We start from the raw sequence: 20,325 nt of genomic DNA on the forward strand, positions 1-20,325 counted from the left end.
TGCTTAACCGCAAGACCAGGTCCGGGACGACGTCAGAGCGGCCGCCGCCGGATCAGGAATTTCTGCGTGCCCTCCAGCACCAGCTCCTTGCGCTGGTTGAACACGGTGCTTTTGAGCGTCACCGTGCCGGTCGAGCGTCCCGGCACCAGCTCGACGACCTCGAGCGCGGGATAGATGGTCTCGTCGGCGAACACCGGTTTGAGGAATCGGCTCGACTGCTCGAGGAAGCCGACCAGGGATTCCTCGACCATGAACGGAAATAGGCCCGCGCCGGGTGCGGTGTGGATCAAGGTCTGAAAACCGTGGGCCAGCAAATGCGGCATGCCGCGGCTGCGGCAATACTCCACATCATAGTGCACCGGATGGGTGTCGCCGCTCGCGGTCTGGAACGCCGCGAACACCGCATTGGTCTGCGTGCGGCTCGGCAGCACGAAACGCTCGCCGACCACGAAATCCTCAAACCAGCGTTGCGCGGGGATCATGCGATGCCGGGCCGGATCGAAGTCGGTCATGTCTTGGCTCGCTTCTTGGCTCTTTCGTTCGTGGGCAGCCTATCGCTACCGCGACGCGGAGAGTGCGACAATCCGTTCAATTCGTCCAACGCGGGCTTGTCCCGGCGGCGTGCGTCATTACAACGGCGCTCGATGCCCCTTTTCAAAAATCTCTCCGCCTATGACGAACGCTCGGCGCGGCTCGCCGGCATTGCACTCATGGTGCTGTCGATCTTCATGTTCTCGTTCGGCGATGCCATGGGCAAGTTCCTGGTCGGGACTTATTCGGTGGGGCAGCTGCTGTTTCTGCGCGCCTGCGCGGCGCTGCTGCTGCTGTCGCCGCTGGTCTGGCGGCAGCGTCACCAATTCCGGCATCTGGAGCGGCCGGGTCTCCAGCTCTTCCGCGTGGTGCTGTCGACGCTGGAAGTGGCCGCCTTCTTCCTCGCGACGGTCGATCTGCCGCTCGCCGACGTCATCACCTATTATCTGGCCGGCCCCATCTTCGTCACCGCGATGTCGGCGATCTTCCTCGGCGAGAAGGTCGGCTGGCGGCGCTGGACCGCGATCCTGATCGGCTTCTGCGGCGTGCTGATCGCGCTGCGGCCGTCGGCGCAGACGATCAGCCTGCCGGCGCTGATCGCGCTTGGCGGCAGCCTGTCTTTCGCAACGCTGATGCTGATCACCCGCAGCCTGCGCAAGACGCCCGATATCGTGATGGCGTCGTCGCAATTCGTCGGCACGTTTTTGCTGGGCGCGGTGCTGTCGGCGTTCCACTGGGTGCCGCCGACATCAGGCAGCCTCGTGATCTTCGCGCTGGCGGGATGCGTCTCGGTCGCCGCGCTGTTCTGCGTCAACCGCTCGCTCAAGCTCGCGCCGGCCAGCGTCGTCGTGCCCTATCAATATTCGATGATCGTCTGGGCGGTGATCTTCGGCTTCGTCGTGTTCGGCAACGTTCCCGAGGTCGCCACCATCGTCGGCGCCGCCATCATCATCGGCGCCGGGTTCTATATCTACCTGCGTGAGCGCGATCTCGGCCGCGCCGGCGGAGAGCTGAATCCGCCGGCGTAGCGCCTACCTCACGCGCCTTGCACTGCTCCAGCTCTTCAGCGAGGCCCACACACTGCGCGAGAGACGGAAGCAGTCGACGGGCGTGGACGAGCCCAGCGCCAGGAACCGATGCAGCTGGACGCCGCTCCATTGGAAGCCGCACTTCTCCAGCACGTTGCGCGACGCCGGGTTGGTGACGCGTGCACCTGCATAAAGATGGTCGTCCTCGAACTCCTCGAAGAAGAAGTCGATCGCGCCGCGTGCGGCCTCGGTGGCAAAGCCCCGGCCCCAATGCTCGACGCCGAGCCAATAGCCGAGCTCGGCATTGTCGGGCGTGGAGCGGTCGATGCCGACCATGCCGACCGGACCGGAGTCCTGCTCGATCAGGAACACGGTCTCGCTGCCGAGCGCGGCGGTGGCGCGGACGAATTCGACGGCGTCGTCCTGCGAATAGGGATGGGGAAGGCGGCGGGTGTTCTCGGCGACGCGACGGTCGTTGGCGAGGAGGGCGATGGTCCTGACGTCGGCGAGGGTCGGCCGCCGCAAGGTCAGCCGCTCGGTGGCGACGACGCTTGGTCTCGCCTCCCGCAAGGTCACGCTCGAAAAATCCTGCAACATGTCCGGCTCCGTCGAAGTCACTAAGTGAAAAGTGAGCAAGTCAAACGAAAGGGGAGGCCGGTTTCCCCGCCTCCCCTGGAGCCTTCGATCTCTTTGATCTCAAGGACTCCGCCGGTTCGGTCTGGGACCCGGCGGACTCCAAATTTGATCCACCGTCTATTCAGCCGCCTCTGCGAGCGGGAGCACCGAGATGAAGGTGCGACCATTGGCTTTGGCCTGGAATGTTACGCGACCCTCGACCTTGGCGAACAAAGTGTGGTCGGTGCCCATGCCGACATTAAGGCCGGGATGCCAGGTGGTGCCGCGCTGACGCGCAATGATGTTGCCGGGAATCACAACTTCCCCGCCGAACGCCTTGATACCGAGGCGCTTGCCTTTGGAATCGCGACCGTTGCGCGATGAACCGCCTGCTTTTTTGTGAGCCATGGCTCGTCTCCGAAATCTTACGTATTTCTAGATCAATTCCTTGACGGAATCATTTCACAATTTCTCACGCATCACTTCGTGATTGCGCGTGATCAAATTATGCGGCGTCGGCTTCTTCGGTCGTGGTCTCTGGCTTGACGACCTTTTCCCGCTTCGGACGCGGGCCCTTGGTGGGCTTGGCGCCGTCCGTCAGGATCTCGCTGATGCGCAGCACCGTGATCTCGTCGCGATAGCCGCGCTTGCGGCGCGAGTTCTTGCGGCGGCGCTTCTTGAACGCGATGACCTTGGGGCCACGCTTGTGGTCGAGCACCTCGACCGCCACGGACGCGCCTGCGACCGTCGGCAGACCCAGGAGCGGCGTGTCGCCGCCGACCAGCAGAACTTCGTTCAACTGCACGATCGAGCCGACTTCGCCTTCGATCTTGCCTACTTCCAGGACATCATCCGGAACGACGCGGTACTGCCGGCCGCCGGTTTTGATGACTGCGAACATCGTTGTTTTCCTTCGTGTTCATTCCCGGCCTCGCGACATAGTGTCGGGGCCGGCTTTTTGTCAGTCGCGGGTTTATGCGAATATTGGTTTATGCGAGTTTTGTGCGGGCGGGAGTTATCCCTTTGAAAACCCACGCAAAAACAAGCAGCGCGAGAAACGCCCCGCGCCGGTTGCGGGATTTATAGCCGCTCGCTCCCGGGAGTCAAGGAAAAGCAGGCGAAAACGGCCCGGAATTGAAGGATTTGGGCCAGATTGGAGCTCCCTGCTGAATCCCGCGCCGCGCTGCAACCAACCGGTTCCGCCGCCGTTGTCCTGACGAAGTTCGCAAAGGGCGAGGGGGCATCCATGGCAACGGAAGAGCTGGTCAAGACGACGGGCATCGCCACCCACGGCGGCGCGCGGCTGCCGTCGGTGGACGTCGACAGTTTGAACATCGAGATGAAGGACGAGGACGGCTTTCTCGGCGACCGCGCCAGCAAGGGCGCGTTCCGCGAGATCCTCGATCGCTGGCGCAAGCCGCTGCGCAAGACTGGCGAGGACCCGTTCGGCAAGGAGCCGTCGGAGGAGGTCAGCAAGAAGACCCTGGATGCCATCCTGGTCGGTGACGATGTCGAGGCCTCCGCGGTCGTGCACAGCGCGATCGAGGACTTCGCGCAGGAGCTCGCTTACGTCACGCGCCGCTTCCTGAAGTCCAAGGCCTGGGCCAAGACCGAGCGGATCGTGGTCGGTGGCGGTTTCCGCGATTCCCGGCTCGGTGAGCTCGCGATCGCCCGCGCCGAGATCATCCTCAAATCCGAGGACTTCAAGATCGACATGATGCCGATCCGCCATCATCCTGATGAAGCCGGCCTGATCGGCGCGCTGCATCTGGCGCCGTCATGGATCTTCGAAGCCTATGACAGCATCCTCGCCGTCGATATCGGCGGCACCAACATCCGCTGCGGCCTGGTCGAGACCGGCTGGAAAAAGGCAAAAGACCTGTCGAAGGCCAAGGTCGTGAAGTCCGAGCTGTGGCGTCATGCCGACGACGAGCCGACGCGCGAAGGCGCAGTGAAGCGGCTCACCAAGATGCTGAAGGGGCTGATCACGGAGGCCGAGGCGGAAGGCTTCAAGCTGGCACCCTTCATCGGCATCGCCTGTCCCGGCGTGATCGACGAGGACGGCTCGATCGAGAAAGGCGCGCAGAACCTGCCGGGCAATTGGGAGAGCAGCAAGTTCAACCTGCCGGCGAGCCTGATCGAGGGCATTCCTGAGATCGGCGAGCACGACACCGCGATCCTGATGCACAATGACGGCGTGGTTCAGGGACTCTCGGAAGTGCCGTTCATGCAGGACGTCGATCGCTGGGGCGTGCTCACCATCGGCACCGGGCTCGGCAATGCCCGCTTCACCAACCGCCACAAGGACAGCGGCCAAGGCAAAGATAACGGAAAAGACCGGGATTCCACGGACAACGGCAAGAAAAAGAGCAAGAACGGCAACAAGGCCGACTAGCTGGCGTTTTCGAGCGAAGTGGATGCCGGTTCGCGTCAAGAAAACGCGCCAAAACAAGAATCTGGAGACCCGTTCCGATTTCATCGGAACGGAAACGGCTCCAGAGTAACCTTGACTGGTTAGGTTAAGGGCCGGTTTGCGTTGCGGCGCACCGGCCGCACGCTAGGGTCGAGCCGTCGCCTCACCTGGCCGGCGAAGCCGCCCTTCCCAGCCAGTATTTCAATGAGCGGCACCGGGACCGCCAGTGTTTACCGCGTCTGGCGGTCCCACCTCCCTTTGGGGGCACCTTTGGGCTTACCGGGAGACCGGTGATTCGGGCGGCGATGGCGCCACCTCGAGGCTCGCGCCGGGTCATTGGCGAACGGTTCACGCCCAATTCGCTCAAGCTGCCGCCGAAATCCGAGGGGCGTCCCCATCGCCACCGCGACATCGTGGGGTCCGGCCGGAAAACCGGTCTGATTTTCCGCTCGCGCGCCTTGTCTGGCCCGCCATCCTCGCCTATTAACGCCCCAACCACAGGGGCCCTGCTCCTTACTTGGCGCCTTCAGGAGAGGTGGCAGAGTGGTCGAATGCACCGCACTCGAAATGCGGCATAGGTGCAAGCCTATCGGGGGTTCGAATCCCTCCCTCTCCGCCAGCCTACCCTTCCAAGGAAGCATATCAGCCACTGCCCGCGATACCGGGGCGCTGCCGGTTAGCTGCAGGCCAATCGCATATGGCTCGGAGATGCAGGCTGAAACTGAATCGGATTGCGAACGAAGCGGAATGATTTCGCTCTTTTCCTTCGAGAATTCCGAAGTTTTTGCCATGTGGATTGCCCTGCGGTTAGCTGTGCGGCTTAGGCTGCGCGACGTCATGGCCGCAGCAGGGGACCAAGTCGCGTACACCCGCCATTCTACGGGCAAAAGTAGAGGGGAGTAGCACCGTCGCGAAAGGCTCGACGAACAGTATCTCAATCGGCATTCTACCGGCTCCGTCGCGGTCCCGCGAACGGCGCGCCGAGCGCGAACAGGATCACCCGCACAAGCCTTGGTCACACCTGCAGATCGGGGAGGCGCCCAAGAAAACTGACGTCGGCAGGAATGCGTCGTGGCTGTCCTGTCCCTTGATAATGTAGTCGGCAAGCTTCTTCGCCCGCGCCGTGTTCAGCAGCCGCTGATAGCCCTTGTCGTCAGCGTCTTCGGGATCAAGCGTTTCGACGCTATAGAAATCCTTCGAGACCAAATCCTTTACTTTTAGTGCGGTGGCATAAAGCACGAGCCCGCCCTGCCGGACTCGCGCCGCTGGAATTGTGATTTTGGCCAAGTTGCCCCTCCAGAAAATGATTGTGTCCACTCTAGAATCAAACGTAGGTTGTAGATGAAATCACGTCGTTTTCCGTTTCGCAACGCCCCGCGACACGATGCGGTGGGCTTTCCGTTACGGTGACAGTGCACTAACGATGCGGCGCGCCTGATGGTGAGGGCGTCTAAATGCGGCATGCGATGCTCCTTGCTATCCCCTGTGCTGCCAACGATAGCGTCTATTTCGATGTCATAACCGTGGGTTGAGCTTCGGCCGCGCAAACTCTTTCAGTGTTATGGGCTTGCCGAACAGGTAGCCTTGCACGAGGTCAAAGTTAAGCTCGTTAGCAGCCAGTAGGTGTCGCCGCCATCGTTGCCAATCTCGACGACGCGATTGCCGATCAGGGCTTCGCTGGCTTGCCGATCAGCCTTCGGCATGGGCAGGTGGCGGGCGCCTTGCCCGGCCCTCACCGCGACCCATTCGACCGGATGCTGATCGCCCAGGCGATGCTGGAAAATCTCGTGCTTGTCTCCAATGAGCAAGCCTTCGACGCCTATGGCGTCGGAAGGTTATGGTGAGGCTCGCCGCCCGAATCGTGGCCCACCACGGCGACGATCGTCTGCGCCATGGCGCGCAGCGCATCCGACCACCGCCCACACTCCGATCACCGCTTGTCTTTCACGACGTTGAACGGATTGATCACCCTCGCACCCAGCCCGGCGACGTCGCGGTCGTTGCGCGTCACCAGTGTCAAATCGTGCGTCAACGCGGTCGCCGCGAGCAGGCCATCGATGACCGAAACGGATCTGATGGCGCTAATGCGACCCCATTGGTCGGAGACGGCGTTGTCGATGCCGAGCACGCGTCCATCGAATGCGGCCTCGACCTCCCGCAACCAGCGTTCGAGCGCCGCCGCGCTGCCGGTATCCCCGGGGGCGAGCAAGTTCGATGCTCTTTCGTATCTCACCGAGGCCTCTTGAAATTTTGCCCAACGAGTCAACCGACTCCGCCCCCGCGTAAGTCATTGATCTTGCAGTCGCCGCCTACTGTGCATGGGGTTGTTTTCGCGTTTTTTTGTTGTTCGGCCCCGGAAGGCTTAAGAGTAATCGTCACGCTACCCCGGCTGGCCTCTCCAGATCGGATCACCACCCAACAAGCGAGACGGACATGCAATCTTCCGGGAGCGGCTGGGGCAACGGGCTGCTCGGCGTCATCATCTTCAGCGGCTCGCTGCCGGCGACGCGCGTGGCGGTCGGTGATTTTTCCGCGCTGTTCCTGACGTCCGCGCGCGCGGTCATCGCGGCACTGATCGGTGTGGCCGTGCTCGGCCTGCTTCGTCAGGCGCGGCCGCAGCGGAAGGATCTCGTCTCGCTCGCCATCGTCTCCATCGGGGTTGTGGTCGGCTTCCCCCTGCTGACGGCGCTCGCGCTCCAGCACATCACGTCTGCGCATTCGATCGTCTTCATTGGCCTCTTGCCGCTGTCGACCGCGATCTTCGGCGTCTTGCGCGGCGGCGAACGGCCGCAGCCGATGTTCTGGCTGTTCGCGATTCTGGGCAGCGCCACGGTGGCGGGATTTGCCTTCTCCAACGACGGCTCCGCATCGCTGACCGGCGATCTGCTGATGGTCGCGGCGATTGTGCTGTGCGGGCTCGGCTACGCCGAGGGCGGCGCGCTGTCGCGTCGCCTCGGCGGCTGGCAGGTGATCTCCTGGGCGCTGCTGCTGGCGCTGCCGCTGATGGTGCCGATCGTGATCCTGACCTGGCCTTCGACCTGGAGCGGCGTCGGCGCGCCCGCCTGGATCGGGCTCGCCTATGTCTCGGTCTTCAGCATGTTCGTCGGCTTCATCTTCTGGTATCGCGGGCTTGCGATCGGCGGCATCGCCCGCGTCGGCCAGTTGCAGCAGCTTCAGCCGTTCTTCGGACTCGCGCTCGCAGGCTGGCTGCTGCACGAGCCCGTCGCCTGGAGCATGATTGCCGCGACCGCGCTGGTGGTCGCCTGCGTGTTCTTCGCGCGGCGGTTTGCCTGAGGCCGCCTCACGCGCCTCCCATCACCGTCAGCGTGCTCCTTGCGAACTTCTTCAGCGGCATCGGCTTGCCGAACAGAAAGCCCTGCACGCAGTCGAAGCCGAGCTCGTTCGCGGCGACGAGATCGGCGCGGCTCTCGACGCCTTCGGCCACGGTGCCGGCGCCGTAGCCCTGCGCGAGCTCGACGATGTGGCGGCACACCGTGCGCTTGAGGCGGTCAGTGCCGCTGCCGGTGACGAAGTGCCGGTCGGCCTTCAGCTTGATGAAGGGAATCTTGTCCATATCCATCAGCGACGGCCAGTTGGCGCCGAGATTGTCGATCGACAGGCCGATATTGTGCAGGCGCACTTCGCGGGCGACCTCGGCGAGGTGATCGAGGTCGCGGATCGCCTCGTCGCTGTCGATCTCGATCGTCAGCCCGCCGAACGCCGGATGCGTCGGCATGCGGCGGCAGAGATCGCGCACGGCCTGCGGCTCCGTCAGATACGACGCGGGCAAATTGATCGAGAGATCGACCGGGCTCTGCTGCTCCAGCAGATAGTGCCAGTCCTGCATGGCGCGCTCGATCACGAATTCGGAGAGGTCGCGCAGATGCGGGTCGTGCTCTTCGGGGATGAAATAGGCCGGCGGCACCACGCCCCAGGTCGGATGCCGCATTCGCACCAGCGCCTCGGCGCCGCTGCGGATCAGCGTGCGCGCGTCGATCCTGGGCTGGTACCAAAGCTCGAGCCAGCCGGCATGCAGGGCCTCGCCGACATGCACGGCCGGGCTCGGTGCCGGCTCGTTCGGCAGCAGCATCGCGACGCGCTCGCGCAACGTCTCCGCGGCAAAGGGCGTCGTCAGTGGCGGCAGCATCGCAAGGCCGTATTCCTCGCCGACCTGTTGCACGGCCCTGACGATGATCGACTCGCGGGCGCCGACGGCCAGAACCTTGCCGTCGAATGCCTCGCGCACCAGCGTCTCCAGAAACATGCCTGGCTCGATGCCGTCGGCAGCGATGCCGAGCAGGATCAGGTCGGGCAATTCGCTCGCCAGTACCGTTCGCAGCTCGTCGGCGCTGGCGCATTCGGTGGTGACGAACCCGAGATCCTCCAGCACTTCGGAGAGAAAAGCGCGCAGATGGCGCTTGCCGTCGGCCACGCATGCGCGCGGCGTCACCTTTCGTCGTCCGAAGGTTTTTGGCCTTCGTCCAGCGAGTTCAACAGTTTCATCTTTCATCGCAAACCACTCCCGTTCCGCGACAGGTGTTAGCGATGGGAGCAGTTTCAAATATGGAAGGCTTCAGTCGATTGTTGAATTATCTGGGTAACGTTAAAGCACCCATCATGTCTAAAATTGTCTGGATCTCGTTGGAGAAGTTTTTAGGTCTGCCCGCGCGGCGCGCGCAGGTGTGCGGCAATCAACGGAGATTTTCGCGACGTGCGGTGCGGCGGTATGCACGCGCACTGTCCTGCAATTGGACGACGCCGCGCGCGCCTTCGCCCAATTGAATAATGGCCGCCTCAATTGCCCGTGGGCTTCGCGCGATGCGCGTATGTTCCCGCTTCGCTCGTGACGGTTCTGCGACGATGCGTCCGGCTGCGCCGGCGCCATTGTGAAGCACATCACATGCGTATTGCTGCAGCTGCGCTATTGCTCTGGGCAGCCGGTGGTGGGCTGTCACGGATCGCAGCAATGACGACGCGGCGAATAATGTATTGGTGGTTCAGATTCGTGCTGTCAGGACGATTTCTCGATCGCTTCCTGTGCCTGCCGCGCGCGCAGTAGCGCGGGATCAGGTTTGGCCGATCAATTTGCGGAGCGCGGCCGCACCGTCTTCGATCGCATCGCGTCCCTTCCAGGCCAGATAGCTCAGCTTTCCGCCGAGCGTGTCGTGGCTGCGCAGCCGGCGCGAGCCGAGAATGTGGCCGACATTGGAAGGGAAGCGGCTCACCTCGGCGGACACCAGCGCCGCGATCGCGTCCATCAATTGCTGGAGGCGAATGCCCCATTCGCAATTCTCGATGCCGTCGATGCGCACCTTGAGCGCATACTCGGTGTCGTAGATCTCGGTGAGCAGGTCGCGCGCGACCAGCACCCGGTTGTGACGAAGCGCGATACGCAAAGCGAGGCGTTTGTCGTCGAGCTGGTCGAGCACCATGTGAACGACGCAGGCATAGGGTGCGGCGGCGACATCCGCGGCGCTCTTGCTCGCGGCGGCCTTGGTGGCAAGGCGCACCAATTGCCAGAACGTCTTCAGTCGCCTCGCTGCCAGCGTCAGCGCGAACGGCAGCGCCTCGGGATGGGCCTTCTTGAAGGCGTCTAATCGTGCGGTGATCTGATCAACCAGGCCGTCGTCGAATTTCGCGATTTTCTCGGGCAGCTTTTCGTTGAACTTCGGCAGCGCGGCGCCGGCGCGCAGCACATGCTGCATCTTCTTCACGTCGTCGAAGGCGGTGCGCGACGCCGTGTATTGCGCGAGCTTGCCGCGCGCGAACTCGGTGCTCTCCACTGATGCGAGCGTGCTCTCGAGGACCTTAACGACCTTGGTCTGGAAGGTCGATGCGATCTTCAGCACCTCCTTCGGGTTGTTGGCGGCGACCTGGTCGTTGATCGCCTTGATGTAGTCGCGCGCCATTGTCGGCAGCAGGTCGCGGCAGATCCACTCCCAGATCGGGGTGAGGGTGTTGCGCGAGATCCGCCCCAGATTGGCGTGCTCGGGCGCGCCGTCGATCAGGAGCAGCTCGAGCGGCGCGAAGAAATATCGCGAGGGGCTGGTGGCGCGCGCCTGGCTCGATCCGTCCTTGCGAAATTCGGCCCGCAGCTTGGAGTGGATATCGGCCGCGCCGGGCATGTCGATGCCGCACAGCTCAAGCCGCTCGATCTCACTGAGCAGGCAGCTGCGCGACAGCGGCGTCAGCTTCTGCAGGAAGTCCGATAGCTGGTCGATCTCGTTCATGGCACGCAATCTTCCGCAACGATTCCAGCAGGCCTACCGGCCCAATGCATGGAGGCATTTGCGCGCTCTCAAGTGCGACATAGAGAAGCAAGTCGCCGTTAATTTATCCGTAAAGTCCGGGAGCGGCGGTATCCGGCGGGGATGCGAATGGTTAAAAGGCTCCGGCCCATCTGCCCAGCATTTGGGCAGATTTATCAACCTAAGCATGTTGGATGATCGAGCCACTCAAGCATAAAGTGTGCCTATGCCGGTGTTTCAGCACAAAACGGCCAAAATGACCGTAGTCTTACGGAGAAAAAAGTTAACCACAGATCGGCCTGGGTTCCGCTAAACAGTGACATGGGGTCACAGAATGATACGGCCACTGATTCGCGGCCGTCGGAATGGTACGAAAGCAAAGCTGCTCCAACTGAAGAGCTCGATGTCGTCCGCCTGAACGCCGCCCGTGCCAAGGCGGCCGACGAAATGGCCGCCGCCATCGCCCGCGAGCTCAACGGCCCCGTCACTGCCCTCCTGCTCTACATGGGCGAAATAAAGCACCACAGCGATCAGCTCGCGCCTGTGACGGGCGACCGTGCCTATTTGCAGCGGGTGGTGGAGAATGCGCTGGCGCAGACCGAGCGGGTTTGTGGCCTGGTCAAGCAGCTTGCCGGTTCTCACAAGGGTGGCCTGCCGACCGCGTCCAGGGCCGAGGACGCCGAATCGAAGGCCGCCGCGCGCGCGCCGCAGCGGGTGCCGAGCGCCGAAATCCTCGGCCTGTCAGGCCAGAAGCGGCTGACCAAGCGCGAGCGCGAGGTGCTGAGGCTGATCAGCGAGGGCTATTCGAACAAGCAGGGGGCGCTTCGGATGCAGATCAGTCCGCGCACCTTCGAGAGCCATCGCGCCGAGGCGATGCGCAAGCTCGGTGCGCGCAACACCGCGGATCTCGTCCGTGCGGCGCTGCTGCATTCGATCGACTGAAGGCTCTTGTGCCGTGCCGCCCGTCGGCGGCGAGCGCCGGGCCCGAGCAATCTCGGGATAAAGCCCGGAGCCTGATCGCACTCAGAAATAATCTTCAGCGAACGGACGTGCGCGCGACGAGGGCCGCAGCGGCTTGAGCTCTTCCTTCGGCCCGTTGGGAATGATGGTGATGGTCCAGCGGGGCGGTGTGCTCGATTCCTGCACCAGCACCGAACGCACGAAGCCAGTCACCGTCGCCTCGCCAGCGGTCACCGTCGCCATCCGGCCGTTGAACTGTGCGATGCGGAAGCGACGGACCTCTTTCTGGTCCGCAGTCTCGTAGGTGAACATGGAAACCCTCCTGGTTTCCGGTGACTATCGCCACTTATGATTAGCCTTCTGTGAAAATCCCAAACCGTAGAAGTACGGCGGGGATGCACGCGTGAGTGGTCAGAGCGTTTTTGAGCGAAGTGGATGCCGGTTCGCGTGAAGAAAACGCGTCAGATAAGAATCTAGGCCTCGGGCTCCTGCGCGCGCGCGGCGGCGTAGGCGGCGTCCATCAGGTCCAGGAGATCGCGGAATTCGGGGCCACCAAGCCTCTCCGCGGTCATCTCCAGCCGCAGCGCCAGCGCCGCGAGCCTGACATAGCCGAACGTTGCGGCCGCGCTCTTCAGCGAATGCGCTTCGCGCGCGATCCTGCCGTGGTGCTGCGCGAGCGAGAGCGTGCGGAACTGTTGCAGGCGCGCGCAGGTCTCGCGCCAGAACACGTCGCGCACTTCACCGGCACCGTCCTCGCCGATCTCGCGCACCAGCGCCTGGTACGCGCCCGGCTCGCGCGCGGGCTCGGCCTCGTTCGCTGTCTGCGCCGCCGCGACGGTGACTTCGAACATGGGTTTGCCTGCCTCGATCACGGTTCGGTTGCCGCCCGGCCCGTAACGGCTGCGCGTCAGGCCCGTGTCTACGGCATCCCGATTTCAGTTCCGGTAGCAGGATGATCGGTGTTTGCAGGCCGGAATTAGCCGCCGGTTCACCAGCGCGGGCCGAGCAACCGGTCGTACTGCGCCTTCACGGTGGCGTAGCATTCGCACGCCGTCTGGCGCAGGCCGTCCAGGTTGAGGATCTGGATGTGCCCGCGGGTGTAGTGGATGAAATTGGCCTGCTGCAAGGTATTGGCGACCAGCGACACGCTGTTGCGCCGCGCTCCGATCATCTGCGCCATGGCCTCCTGGGTCAGCAGCAGCCGAAAGTCGCCGGAGAGGTCATGGGTGTGCAACAGGCAGCGCGACAGCCGCGATTCCACCGGATGGGCGGCGTTGCAGCCCGCGGTCTGCTGGACCTGCGCGTAGACCGCCAACCCGTGACGCGTGAGTAGCGTCCGCAGGGTGCCGCTCTGGTCGGCCGCGACGCGCAGCACGTCGAGGTCCATCACGGAGGCGGAACCGGGAACCAGCACGATCGCCGTGTTCAGCGCGCAGGCATCGCCCATGGTCGAGAGCGTTCCGAGCAGGCTATCGCGGCCGATCATCGCGACCTGCACATGCTCGCCCCTGGCGAGTTCCACCACCAGCGAAATGACGCCGCGGTGGGGAAAGTAGGCGCGCTTGAGCGTCTCGCCGGTCTCGACCAGCACCGCGTCATGCGGCAGATCGACCATACGCAAATGCGGGCGGATCAATTCATAATCGTCTGCCGACAGCGCGGACAGGAAACCGTTGGATGAACGCACCATCGTTTCCAAAGCTGCCTCCCGTCTCCTGGACCAGCGTGTCGCAGCACGCGAAACTGCTTGCTGCCCGGGTAAGTTTCATCATGTTCCCGTCGGGATATATTGGCAATTGGGACAAGATGTCCGTCCGCGGCTGCGACCGCGTGCACATCCGCGTCCAGGATGATCGCGTCGCTCGCCGCCATCAACGATTGTCTGGCGGAGCACCGTTCCGACGGCGACCTTGCCTCGGCGGGGCGCCTCGGTTTGCGCGGCACCGGCCGCAGCGGACGCGGCTAACCGTTCGTTTACCGCAAAACGCGGATCTGGCGAATCTCGGCAAAGCACCAAGCGACAGTGGCGAGAGCGCCCCGGATTGCAGGCGGCTCGGTTCAATCCGGGAAGGCCGTGCATATCGTGCTTCACGAGCAGGGCTTTCCTGCGCGCCTGGCTTTGCTGTTATCGGCACGTTTACCCAATGCGTCCGGCCGTCGCGGCGTGGTGCCGGTCTGGCCGAAAAACGCTGTCGCATGCGGTCGAACGACAAACTTCTCTTCAATATCCGTATTAGCACGGAGGATGAAATTAACGGGACCGTGAAAGGGGATGTCTAACGATCCAAGGTAGGGCTTCCGTCCATGCCGAGCGCGGCTCGGGCGTCGAGATCCAGGTCAGTAAGGCGTAGCTCATGGATGATCTGTTGCGGGAGTTTTTGACGGAAACCGGCGAGAGCCTGGACACGGTGGACAATCAGCTGGTGAAGTTCGAGCAGGAGCCGAACAACGCCAAGATCCTGGATAACATCTTCCGCCTGGTCCACACCATCAAGGGCACCTGCGGCTTCCTCGGATTGCCGCGCCTGGAAGCGCTGGCGCATGCCGGCGAGACGCTGATGGGCAAATTCCGTGACGGCATGCCGGTGACCGGGCAGGCGGTGACGGTGATCCTGTCCTCGATCGACCGCATCAAGGAAATCCTCGCTGGTCTGGAGGCGACCGAAGCCGAGCCCGAGGGCACCGACCGCGACCTGATCGAGAAGCTGGAAGCGATGGTCGAGCACGGCATGGCGGCGATGGCCGCAGGTGTCGCTGCTGCTCCCGTGGCCGAAGCGCCGCCGCTGGCGCCGGAAGCACCTGTCGCCGTTGAAGCCGCGCCGACCTCCGGCGTGTTGGCCGACCAGACCCTGGAGCGGCCGCTGCGTCTGGGCGAAGTGTCGCTCGACGAGCTCGAGCGCGCCTTCCGCGAGACCGCGATCGAAGCCCCGGCCCCCGCGCCCGTTGCCAAAGCTGAAGTAAAGGCCGCGCCCGCATCGGCCGCTGAAGCGCCGGCGCCTGTGGCCAAGGAAGCTGCCAAGGAAGCTGCCAAGGAAACGGCGAAGGACGCCAAGGACGCCAAGGCAAAGCCCGCCCCGAAGAAGTCGGGGGCCGACGAGACGGCCTCCGAGGGCGACCGCATCGCCAACCAGTCGATCCGCGTCAACGTGGATACGCTGGAGCATCTGATGACCATGGTCTCCGAGCTGGTGCTGACCCGCAACCAGCTGCTGGAGATCTCCCGCCGCAACGAGGACACCGAGTTCAAGGTGCCGTTGCAGCGGCTGTCCAACGTCACCGCCGAGCTGCAGGAAGGCGTCATGAAGACGCGCATGCAGCCGATCGGCAATGCCTGGCAGAAGTTGCCCCGCATCGTCCGCGACCTCTCGGGCGAACTCGGCAAGCAGATCGAGCTGGAGATGCACGGTGCCGACACCGAGCTCGACCGCCAGGTGCTCGACCTGATCAAGGACCCGCTCACCCACATGGTGCGCAACTCCGCCGACCATGGCCTGGAGACCCCGGCCGAGCGTCTCGCCGGCGGCAAGGGCGAGCAGGGCACCATTCGCCTGTCCGCCTATCACGAGGGCGGCCACATCATCATCTGCATCGCCGACAACGGCCGCGGGCTCAACACCGACAGGATCAAGGCCAAGGCGATCTCCTCGGGTCTCGCCACCGAGGCCGAGCTCGAGAAGATGAGCGAAGCCCAGATCCACAAGTTCATCTTCGCCCCGGGCTTCTCCACCGCGGCCGCCATCACTTCGGTGTCGGGCCGCGGCGTCGGCATGGACGTGGTGCGCACCAATATCGACCAGATCGGCGGCACCATCGACATCAAGTCGGTGGCCGGCGAGGGCTCCTCCGTCACCATCAAGATCCCGCTGACCTTGGCCATCGTCTCCGCGCTGATCGTGGAGGCCGCCGGCGACCGTTTTGCGATCCCGCAGCTCGCCGTGGTCGAACTGGTCCGTGCCCGCGCCAACTCCGAGCACCGCATCGAGCGCATCAAGGACACCGCGGTTCTCAGGTTGCGCAACAAGCTGTTGCCGCTGATCCACCTCAAGAAGCTGCTCAAGATCGACGACGGCGCCGTCTCCGATCCCGAGAACGGTTTTATCGTGGTGACCCAGGTCGGCAGCCAGACCTTCGGCATCGTCGTCGACGGCGTGTTCCACACCGAAGAAATCGTGGTCAAGCCGATGTCGACGAAGCTGCGTCACATCGACATGTTCTCCGGCAACACCATTTTGGGCGACGGCGCGGTCATCATGATCATCGACCCCAACGGCATTGCCAAGGCGCTCGGCGCCGCCGGCGCCTCGGCCCATGACATGGCCAACGAGAACGGGGCCCATCACATCGGAACGGGCGAGCAGACCACCTCGCTGCTGGTCTTCCGCGCCGGCTCGTCCCAGCCCAAGGCGGTCCCGCTCGGGCTGGTCACGCGCCTGGAGGAGCTGCCCGCCGACAAGATCGAGTTCAGCAACGGCCGCTACATGGTGCAGTACCGCGAGCAGCTGATGCCGCTGGTTGCCACGGAGAGCGTCACCATTGCCAGCCAGGGCGCCCAGCCGATCCTGGTGTTCTCCGACGACGGCCGCTCCATGGGCCTCGTCGTCGACGAGATCATCGACATCGTCGAGGAACGGCTCAACATCGAGGTCGGCGGCTCCAGCCAGGGCATTCTCGGCTCGGCCGTGATCAAGGGCCAGGCCACCGAAGTGATCGACGTCGGCCACTTCCTGCCGATGGCGTTCGCCGACTGGTTCACCCGCAAGGAGATGAAGCCGTCGCTGCACTCGCAGTCGGTGCTGCTGGTCGACGACAGCGCGTTCTTCCGCAACATGCTGGCTCCGGTGCTCAAGGCCGCCGGCTACCGTGTCCGCACCGCGCCGACCGCGCAGGAGGGCCTCGCGGCTCTGCGCGCGCAGACCTTCGACGTGGTCCTGACCGACATCGAGATGCCCGACATGAACGGGTTCGAGTTCGCGGAAGTTATCCGCTCCGACAGCAATCTGGGCGCGATGCCGATCATCGGCCTCTCGGCGCTGGTGTCGCCGGCGGCAATCGAGCGCGGCCGTCAGGCCGGCTTCCACGACTATGTCGCCAAGTTCGACCGTCCCGGCCTGATCGCGGCGCTGAAGGAACAGACCGCGGGCGCCGCCGGCGCCTCCGAGCTGAGCCGGGCGGCGGCGTAAGAGCATGATCCGGAAAAGTGCGAAGCGGTTTTCCCTCGCGACAAACGCGGAACGCGTTTGCGCGGAGATCATGCTCCAACAAACCGACATGGATCAGGAGATACGCACATGACCAGGAAGACCCAGTCCGGCGAAGGCGCCATGGTCGAATACGTCACCGCGATGATCGGCGGCCAGCTGTTCGGCCTGCCGATCTCCCGGGTCCAGGACGTGTTCATGCCCGAGCGCGTCACCCGCGTTCCGTTGTCCTCGCGCGAGATCGCGGGCGTGCTGAACCTGCGCGGCCGCATCGTCACCGTGGTCGACATGCGCGCCCGGCTCGGCCTGCCCAGGCCCGAGGACGGCAAGCCGCCGATGGCGGTCGGCGTCGACCTGCGCGGTGAATCCTACGGCCTGCTGATCGACCAGATCGGCGAGGTGCTGCGGCTTGCCGAAGACAACATGGAAGAAAATCCCGTCAACCTCGATCCCCGCATGGCCAAGCTCGCCGGCGGCGTCCACCGCCTCGACGGACAGCTCATGGTCGTCCTCGACGTCGATCGCGTCCTCGAATTGAAGACCGAAGTGCAAATGGCTGCGTGAGCCCCAAAAACATCGAAGCGGAGAACCAAATGAAAACGTGTTTGGTGGTCGATGATTCCAGCGTCGTGCGCAAGATCGCGCGCCGGATCCTGGAACGCCTGGAATTCGAAGTCACCGAGGCCGAGGACGGCTCGAAAGCGCTCGAGATCTGCCAGCGGAAGCTGCCCGACGCAGTGCTGCTCGACTGGAACATGCCGGTGATGGACGGCTTCGAGTTCATGGGCCACATGCGCCGCCTGCCCGGCGGCGAGGAGCCCAAGGTGGTGTTCTGCACCACCGAAAACAACGTGGCTCATATCGCTCAGGCGCTCAGCGGCGGCGCCAACGAGTACATCATGAAGCCGTTCGACAAAGACATCATCGCCGACAAGTTTGCTGAAGTCGGCTTGATCCCGGTCGGGCAAGTCATGGTCTGAGTTATCTGGCGGAGTGTTCCAGCCAGAGTGTTCCCAGTACAGCTTCCGAGAGGCTATCCGTGACCGCGACCGAATATGAGTATCTGCGTAAGTTCCTGAGGGATCATTCCGGGCTCGACCTGTCCGCAGACAAGCAATATCTGATTGAAAGCCGGCTGCTGCCGCTCGCCCGCAAGGGCGGGCTCTCCGGCATCGCCGAGCTCGTGCAAAAGCTGCAAGGCGCAGGCGCGGGCGCGCTGGTCACCAGCGTGGTCGAGGCGATGACGACCAACGAGACCTTCTTCTTCCGCGACAAGGTCCCGTTCGATCATTTCCGCGACACCATCATGCCCGAAGTGATCAAGGCCCGCGCCGGCCGCCGTAGCGTGCGGATCTGGTGCGCTGCCGGCTCGACCGGACAGGAGCCATATTCGCTGGCGATGAGCTTGAAAGAGATGGGTGCGGCCCTGACCGGCTGGCGCGTCGAGATCATCGCGACCGACCTGTCGCAGGAAGTGCTCGAGAAGGCCAAGGCCGGCATCTACAGCCAGTTCGAAGTGCAGCGCGGTCTGCCGATCCAGATGCTGATGAAATATTTCAGGCAGACCGGCGAGACCTGGCAGATCAATCCGGAGCTGCGGGCGATGATCCAGCACCGGCAGCTCAATCTGCTGCACGATTTCGCCCAGCTCGGCACCTTCGACGTCATCTTCTGCCGCAACGTGCTGATCTATTTCGACCAGGACACCAAGATCAACATCTTCAATCGTCTGGCGCGCCAGATCGAGGGAGACGGATTCCTGGTGCTGGGCGCGGCCGAAACCGTGGTCGGACTGACCGACACGTTCAAGCCGATTTCGGAGCGGCGCGGTCTCTACAAGCCGAACGACCCGCGTGCCGCAGCTGCCAAGCCGGCTCTCGCCGGCGCGGCGCCGCGCGTCGCTGTGATGGCGGGACGATAAGCATGTCCGAGGATGGAAAGGGTCTGGAGCGGGTGACGTTCAGTCGCGGCTACGATGTCTGCATCATGGCCATCGACGGCACCTGGCGCCGCGACTGCAAGCTCAACGCGATCTCCGACACCGACGCCATCCTCACGGTGGAAGGCTCGATTCAGGGCCTGAACTTGAAAGAGTTCTTCCTGCTGTTGTCGTCGACCGGCCTTGCTTACCGCCGCTGCGAACTGGTGCGCGTCAACGGCCTCGAAATGGACATCCAGTTCCTGCGTGGCAAGAATCGGAAGAAGCGCGCGGCCGGTGGCCGTGACGAGGCGGCGTGATCTTCACGTGCGTCTCGTCGCCGTTTGCCGAGACGTTGGTTCATATTTGCTGAAACATCCCAGTGAATTTGCCGTAGCGGCTTTACGTCGCCTAAGCGCGAGCCATGTATCCATGGCCGGTCTCAATCTCAGGATACGGTAATGCCCAGAAGCTCTCTCTCCCCCCTCCCGTCAAACCTGCCCGATGGCACCGAGCGGCGCGCACTTCAGCTCCTGGTGGTCGATGACGACGCCACGCAGCGCAGCCTGATCACGGTCGCCGCCAGACAGGCCGGCCACGAAGTCACCGTGGCGCCGTCCGTGGCGGAAGCGATCGAAAAGCTCCGCGCCGCGCGCTTCGACTGCGTGACGCTCGATCTCGTGCTGGAGGATGGCGACGGCATCGACGTGCTGGGCGAGATGGCAAAGGCAAAATTTGGCGGCGCCGTGATCGTCATCAGCGGCATGGACGGCAAGCGCCGCAGCGCCGCTCGCAGCTTCGCCCGTTCCGTCGGAATCGTGCTCCAGAGCCTGCCCAAGCCGCTGGATCTGGCGGCGTTGCGCATCAGCCTCGCCAATCTCGGCAAGACCGCGATGGGCCTGCCGGCGATCCACACCTGGGGTGGTGTCGCCAGCGACGCGATCGTGGAACGGCACCGCGCCTGAGCCGCGGGCCTGCCATGCAACGAAATGCGGCCGCCGCGCCGCAGCGATCTACACTGTGCTGCTGGCTTCCGACAGGCATTCCACGGCGTGGCCAAGGCCCGCCCGGCAGGCGTCGAGGGCGGCGCTTGCCGTGGCATACCGGGGCGTGACGTCGTCGAGGAGGAAGACGTCGGCGGAACCTTCCGGATCACTGCCGTGTTCTTGATCCATGGCTGTGGCGATCCGGCGCATGCTGGTCTCGATCTGCGAGATCAGCAAGCGAAGCAGCCGCAATCAGCAGACGGCTCTCGGCTTCGGGCATTGCGACCAGAGGCGGCGTAGCGGCCAAATTCAGCATGGATATTCTCCGTGCTCTGTAATTAGGCGACTTGCCGCTACTTGTGCGTTAAGTCCATGTCCCGTACAAATACGGGTGGGCCGAATCCGCGCCGAACGCCATAACGGTTGGC

Annotated in this window: 22 protein-coding genes, 1 tRNA gene and 1 pseudogene; 12 read left to right on the plus strand and 12 right to left on the minus strand. The window is 63.7% G+C overall.

Going from position 1 to position 20,325, the window contains the following annotated elements:
- Window positions 1–32: 32 nt before the first annotated feature.
- A complete protein-coding gene (locus ABIB06_RS15720; protein WP_354049742.1) occupies window positions 33–512 on the minus strand; it encodes a MaoC family dehydratase in 480 nt (159 codons plus the stop codon).
- 132 nt (window positions 513–644) lie between these two features.
- On the opposite strand from ABIB06_RS15720, the gene ABIB06_RS15725 reads away from it, so the two are divergent.
- On the plus strand, window positions 645–1,559 hold the full coding sequence (locus ABIB06_RS15725) for a DMT family transporter (RefSeq protein WP_354049741.1): 915 nt from the start codon (window positions 645–647) through the stop codon (window positions 1,557–1,559).
- A 3-nt stretch (window positions 1,560–1,562) separates the two neighbouring features.
- On the opposite strand, the gene ABIB06_RS15730 is transcribed toward ABIB06_RS15725, so the two are convergent.
- The 3 genes from ABIB06_RS15730 to rplU all read right to left on the minus strand — a co-directional run bounded on the left by ABIB06_RS15730 (window position 1,563) and on the right by rplU (window position 3,075).
- Window positions 1,563–2,156: a GNAT family N-acetyltransferase gene (locus tag ABIB06_RS15730; RefSeq protein WP_354049740.1), complete on the minus strand. Its 594-nt coding sequence runs from the start codon at window positions 2,154–2,156 to the stop codon at window positions 1,563–1,565.
- 156 nt (window positions 2,157–2,312) lie between these two features.
- Window positions 2,313–2,582, minus strand: a complete 270-nt coding sequence (gene rpmA, locus ABIB06_RS15735) for a 50S ribosomal protein L27 (protein WP_007598923.1) — start codon at window positions 2,580–2,582, stop codon at window positions 2,313–2,315.
- Window positions 2,583–2,679: 97 nt separating this feature from the next.
- Window positions 2,680–3,075 carry a 50S ribosomal protein L21 gene (gene rplU / locus ABIB06_RS15740; protein WP_247444051.1) on the minus strand — a complete coding sequence of 132 codons (396 nt, stop codon included), beginning with the start codon at window positions 3,073–3,075 and terminating at the stop codon, window positions 2,680–2,682.
- A gap of 345 nt (window positions 3,076–3,420) precedes the next feature.
- Between rplU and ABIB06_RS15745 the strand changes: the two genes are divergently transcribed.
- Window positions 3,421–4,569, plus strand: a complete 1,149-nt coding sequence (locus tag ABIB06_RS15745; RefSeq protein WP_354049739.1) for an ROK family protein — start codon at window positions 3,421–3,423, stop codon at window positions 4,567–4,569.
- Between the two features lie 547 nt (window positions 4,570–5,116).
- Window positions 5,117–5,206, plus strand: a tRNA-Ser gene (locus ABIB06_RS15750).
- Window positions 5,207–5,583: 377 nt separating this feature from the next.
- Here ABIB06_RS15750 and ABIB06_RS15755 read toward each other — a convergent pair.
- A complete protein-coding gene (locus tag ABIB06_RS15755; RefSeq protein ID WP_354049738.1) occupies window positions 5,584–5,874 on the minus strand; it encodes a ParB N-terminal domain-containing protein in 291 nt (96 codons plus the stop codon).
- 395 nt (window positions 5,875–6,269) lie between these two features.
- On the opposite strand from ABIB06_RS15755, the gene ABIB06_RS38905 reads away from it, so the two are divergent.
- Complete coding sequence (locus tag ABIB06_RS38905; RefSeq protein ID WP_502916551.1) at window positions 6,270–6,431, plus strand: type II toxin-antitoxin system VapC family toxin; 162 nt, start codon at window positions 6,270–6,272, stop codon at window positions 6,429–6,431.
- A gap of 86 nt (window positions 6,432–6,517) precedes the next feature.
- Here ABIB06_RS38905 and ABIB06_RS15765 read toward each other — a convergent pair whose 3' ends face one another.
- Window positions 6,518–6,796 (minus strand): PIN domain-containing protein, encoded by a 279-nt coding sequence (locus ABIB06_RS15765; protein ID WP_354049736.1) that lies wholly within the window; start codon window positions 6,794–6,796, stop codon window positions 6,518–6,520.
- Between the two features lie 224 nt (window positions 6,797–7,020).
- Between ABIB06_RS15765 and ABIB06_RS15770 the strand changes: the two genes are divergently transcribed.
- The gene (locus tag ABIB06_RS15770; protein WP_354049735.1) at window positions 7,021–7,881 is read left to right on the plus strand and encodes a DMT family transporter; all 861 of its coding nucleotides are present in this window, start codon (window positions 7,021–7,023) and stop codon (window positions 7,879–7,881) included.
- A gap of 7 nt (window positions 7,882–7,888) precedes the next feature.
- Here the strand turns inward: ABIB06_RS15770 and ABIB06_RS15775 are convergent, their stop codons facing one another.
- Together ABIB06_RS15775 and ABIB06_RS15780 are read right to left on the minus strand one after the other, a co-directional pair.
- Window positions 7,889–9,097 (minus strand): EAL domain-containing response regulator, encoded by a 1,209-nt coding sequence (locus tag ABIB06_RS15775; protein ID WP_354049734.1) that lies wholly within the window; start codon window positions 9,095–9,097, stop codon window positions 7,889–7,891.
- A gap of 556 nt (window positions 9,098–9,653) precedes the next feature.
- Window positions 9,654–10,817, minus strand: coding sequence for a hypothetical protein (locus tag ABIB06_RS15780; protein WP_354049733.1), 1,164 nt, complete (start codon window positions 10,815–10,817; stop codon window positions 9,654–9,656).
- Window positions 10,818–11,156: 339 nt separating this feature from the next.
- Here ABIB06_RS15780 and ABIB06_RS15785 point away from each other — a divergent pair, with 339 nt between their 5' ends.
- Window positions 11,157–11,777 carry a LuxR C-terminal-related transcriptional regulator gene (locus ABIB06_RS15785; protein WP_354049732.1) on the plus strand — a complete coding sequence of 207 codons (621 nt, stop codon included), beginning with the start codon at window positions 11,157–11,159 and terminating at the stop codon, window positions 11,775–11,777.
- 81 nt (window positions 11,778–11,858) lie between these two features.
- On the opposite strand, the gene ABIB06_RS15790 is transcribed toward ABIB06_RS15785, so the two are convergent.
- The 3 genes from ABIB06_RS15790 to ABIB06_RS15800 form a co-directional block, all read right to left on the minus strand.
- Entirely contained in the window at window positions 11,859–12,107 is a 249-nt protein-coding gene (locus ABIB06_RS15790; protein ID WP_247339500.1) for a hypothetical protein, read from the minus strand.
- Window positions 12,108–12,268: 161 nt separating this feature from the next.
- Complete coding sequence (locus ABIB06_RS15795) at window positions 12,269–12,646, minus strand: Hpt domain-containing protein (RefSeq protein WP_354049731.1); 378 nt, start codon at window positions 12,644–12,646, stop codon at window positions 12,269–12,271.
- Between the two features lie 137 nt (window positions 12,647–12,783).
- Window positions 12,784–13,485 carry a Crp/Fnr family transcriptional regulator gene (locus ABIB06_RS15800; RefSeq protein WP_354049730.1) on the minus strand — a complete coding sequence of 234 codons (702 nt, stop codon included), beginning with the start codon at window positions 13,483–13,485 and terminating at the stop codon, window positions 12,784–12,786.
- Between the two features lie 664 nt (window positions 13,486–14,149).
- Here ABIB06_RS15800 and ABIB06_RS15805 point away from each other — a divergent pair.
- The 6 genes from ABIB06_RS15805 (at window position 14,150) to ABIB06_RS15830 (ending at window position 19,876) form a co-directional block, all read left to right on the plus strand.
- Entirely contained in the window at window positions 14,150–16,975 is a 2,826-nt protein-coding gene (locus ABIB06_RS15805; RefSeq protein ID WP_354049729.1) for a hybrid sensor histidine kinase/response regulator, read from the plus strand.
- A 108-nt stretch (window positions 16,976–17,083) separates the two neighbouring features.
- Entirely contained in the window at window positions 17,084–17,557 is a 474-nt protein-coding gene (locus ABIB06_RS15810) for a chemotaxis protein CheW (protein WP_354049728.1), read from the plus strand.
- Window positions 17,558–17,586: 29 nt separating this feature from the next.
- Window positions 17,587–17,973: a response regulator gene (locus tag ABIB06_RS15815; RefSeq protein ID WP_354049727.1), complete on the plus strand. Its 387-nt coding sequence runs from the start codon at window positions 17,587–17,589 to the stop codon at window positions 17,971–17,973.
- Window positions 17,974–18,032: 59 nt separating this feature from the next.
- Window positions 18,033–18,914 (plus strand): CheR family methyltransferase, encoded by an 882-nt coding sequence (locus ABIB06_RS15820; RefSeq protein WP_354069140.1) that lies wholly within the window; start codon window positions 18,033–18,035, stop codon window positions 18,912–18,914.
- 2 nt (window positions 18,915–18,916) lie between these two features.
- A complete protein-coding gene (locus tag ABIB06_RS15825) occupies window positions 18,917–19,231 on the plus strand; it encodes a PilZ domain-containing protein (protein WP_247345200.1) in 315 nt (104 codons plus the stop codon).
- Window positions 19,232–19,372: 141 nt separating this feature from the next.
- Entirely contained in the window at window positions 19,373–19,876 is a 504-nt protein-coding gene (locus ABIB06_RS15830; protein WP_247345197.1) for a response regulator, read from the plus strand.
- 48 nt (window positions 19,877–19,924) lie between these two features.
- Here the strand turns inward: ABIB06_RS15830 and ABIB06_RS15835 are convergent.
- Window positions 19,925–20,213 (minus strand): annotated as a pseudogene (locus ABIB06_RS15835) (hypothetical protein).
- Window positions 20,214–20,325: the final 112 nt, after the last annotated feature.

Origin of the sequence: Bradyrhizobium sp. LB8.2 (assembly GCF_040548035.1) — a bacterium.
Lineage (GTDB): Bacteria > Pseudomonadota > Alphaproteobacteria > Rhizobiales > Xanthobacteraceae > Bradyrhizobium.

Excerpts from the sequence above, each read along its gene's own strand:
- ABIB06_RS15720 (WP_354049742.1), bottom strand. The coding sequence starts at position 512 with ATGACCGACTTCGATCCGGCCCGGCATCGCATGATCCCCGCGCAACGC.
- ABIB06_RS15725 (WP_354049741.1), top strand. The coding sequence starts at position 645 with ATGCCCCTTTTCAAAAATCTCTCCGCCTATGACGAACGCTCGGCGCGG.
- ABIB06_RS15730 (WP_354049740.1), bottom strand. The coding sequence starts at position 2,156 with ATGTTGCAGGATTTTTCGAGCGTGACCTTGCGGGAGGCGAGACCAAGC.
- rpmA (WP_007598923.1), bottom strand. The coding sequence starts at position 2,582 with ATGGCTCACAAAAAAGCAGGCGGTTCATCGCGCAACGGTCGCGATTCC.
- rplU (WP_247444051.1), bottom strand. The coding sequence starts at position 3,075 with ATGTTCGCAGTCATCAAAACCGGCGGCCGGCAGTACCGCGTCGTTCCG.
- ABIB06_RS15745 (WP_354049739.1), top strand. The coding sequence starts at position 3,421 with ATGGCAACGGAAGAGCTGGTCAAGACGACGGGCATCGCCACCCACGGC.
- ABIB06_RS15770 (WP_354049735.1), top strand. The coding sequence starts at position 7,021 with ATGCAATCTTCCGGGAGCGGCTGGGGCAACGGGCTGCTCGGCGTCATC.
- ABIB06_RS15775 (WP_354049734.1), bottom strand. The coding sequence starts at position 9,097 with ATGAAAGATGAAACTGTTGAACTCGCTGGACGAAGGCCAAAAACCTTC.
- ABIB06_RS15780 (WP_354049733.1), bottom strand. The coding sequence starts at position 10,817 with ATGAACGAGATCGACCAGCTATCGGACTTCCTGCAGAAGCTGACGCCG.
- ABIB06_RS15785 (WP_354049732.1), top strand. The coding sequence starts at position 11,157 with ATGGGGTCACAGAATGATACGGCCACTGATTCGCGGCCGTCGGAATGG.
- ABIB06_RS15790 (WP_247339500.1), bottom strand. The coding sequence starts at position 12,107 with ATGTTCACCTACGAGACTGCGGACCAGAAAGAGGTCCGTCGCTTCCGC.
- ABIB06_RS15795 (WP_354049731.1), bottom strand. The coding sequence starts at position 12,646 with ATGTTCGAAGTCACCGTCGCGGCGGCGCAGACAGCGAACGAGGCCGAG.
- ABIB06_RS15800 (WP_354049730.1), bottom strand. The coding sequence starts at position 13,485 with ATGGTGCGTTCATCCAACGGTTTCCTGTCCGCGCTGTCGGCAGACGAT.
- ABIB06_RS15805 (WP_354049729.1), top strand. The coding sequence starts at position 14,150 with ATGGATGATCTGTTGCGGGAGTTTTTGACGGAAACCGGCGAGAGCCTG.
- ABIB06_RS15810 (WP_354049728.1), top strand. The coding sequence starts at position 17,084 with ATGACCAGGAAGACCCAGTCCGGCGAAGGCGCCATGGTCGAATACGTC.
- ABIB06_RS15815 (WP_354049727.1), top strand. The coding sequence starts at position 17,587 with ATGAAAACGTGTTTGGTGGTCGATGATTCCAGCGTCGTGCGCAAGATC.
- ABIB06_RS15825 (WP_247345200.1), top strand. The coding sequence starts at position 18,917 with ATGTCCGAGGATGGAAAGGGTCTGGAGCGGGTGACGTTCAGTCGCGGC.
- ABIB06_RS15830 (WP_247345197.1), top strand. The coding sequence starts at position 19,373 with ATGCCCAGAAGCTCTCTCTCCCCCCTCCCGTCAAACCTGCCCGATGGC.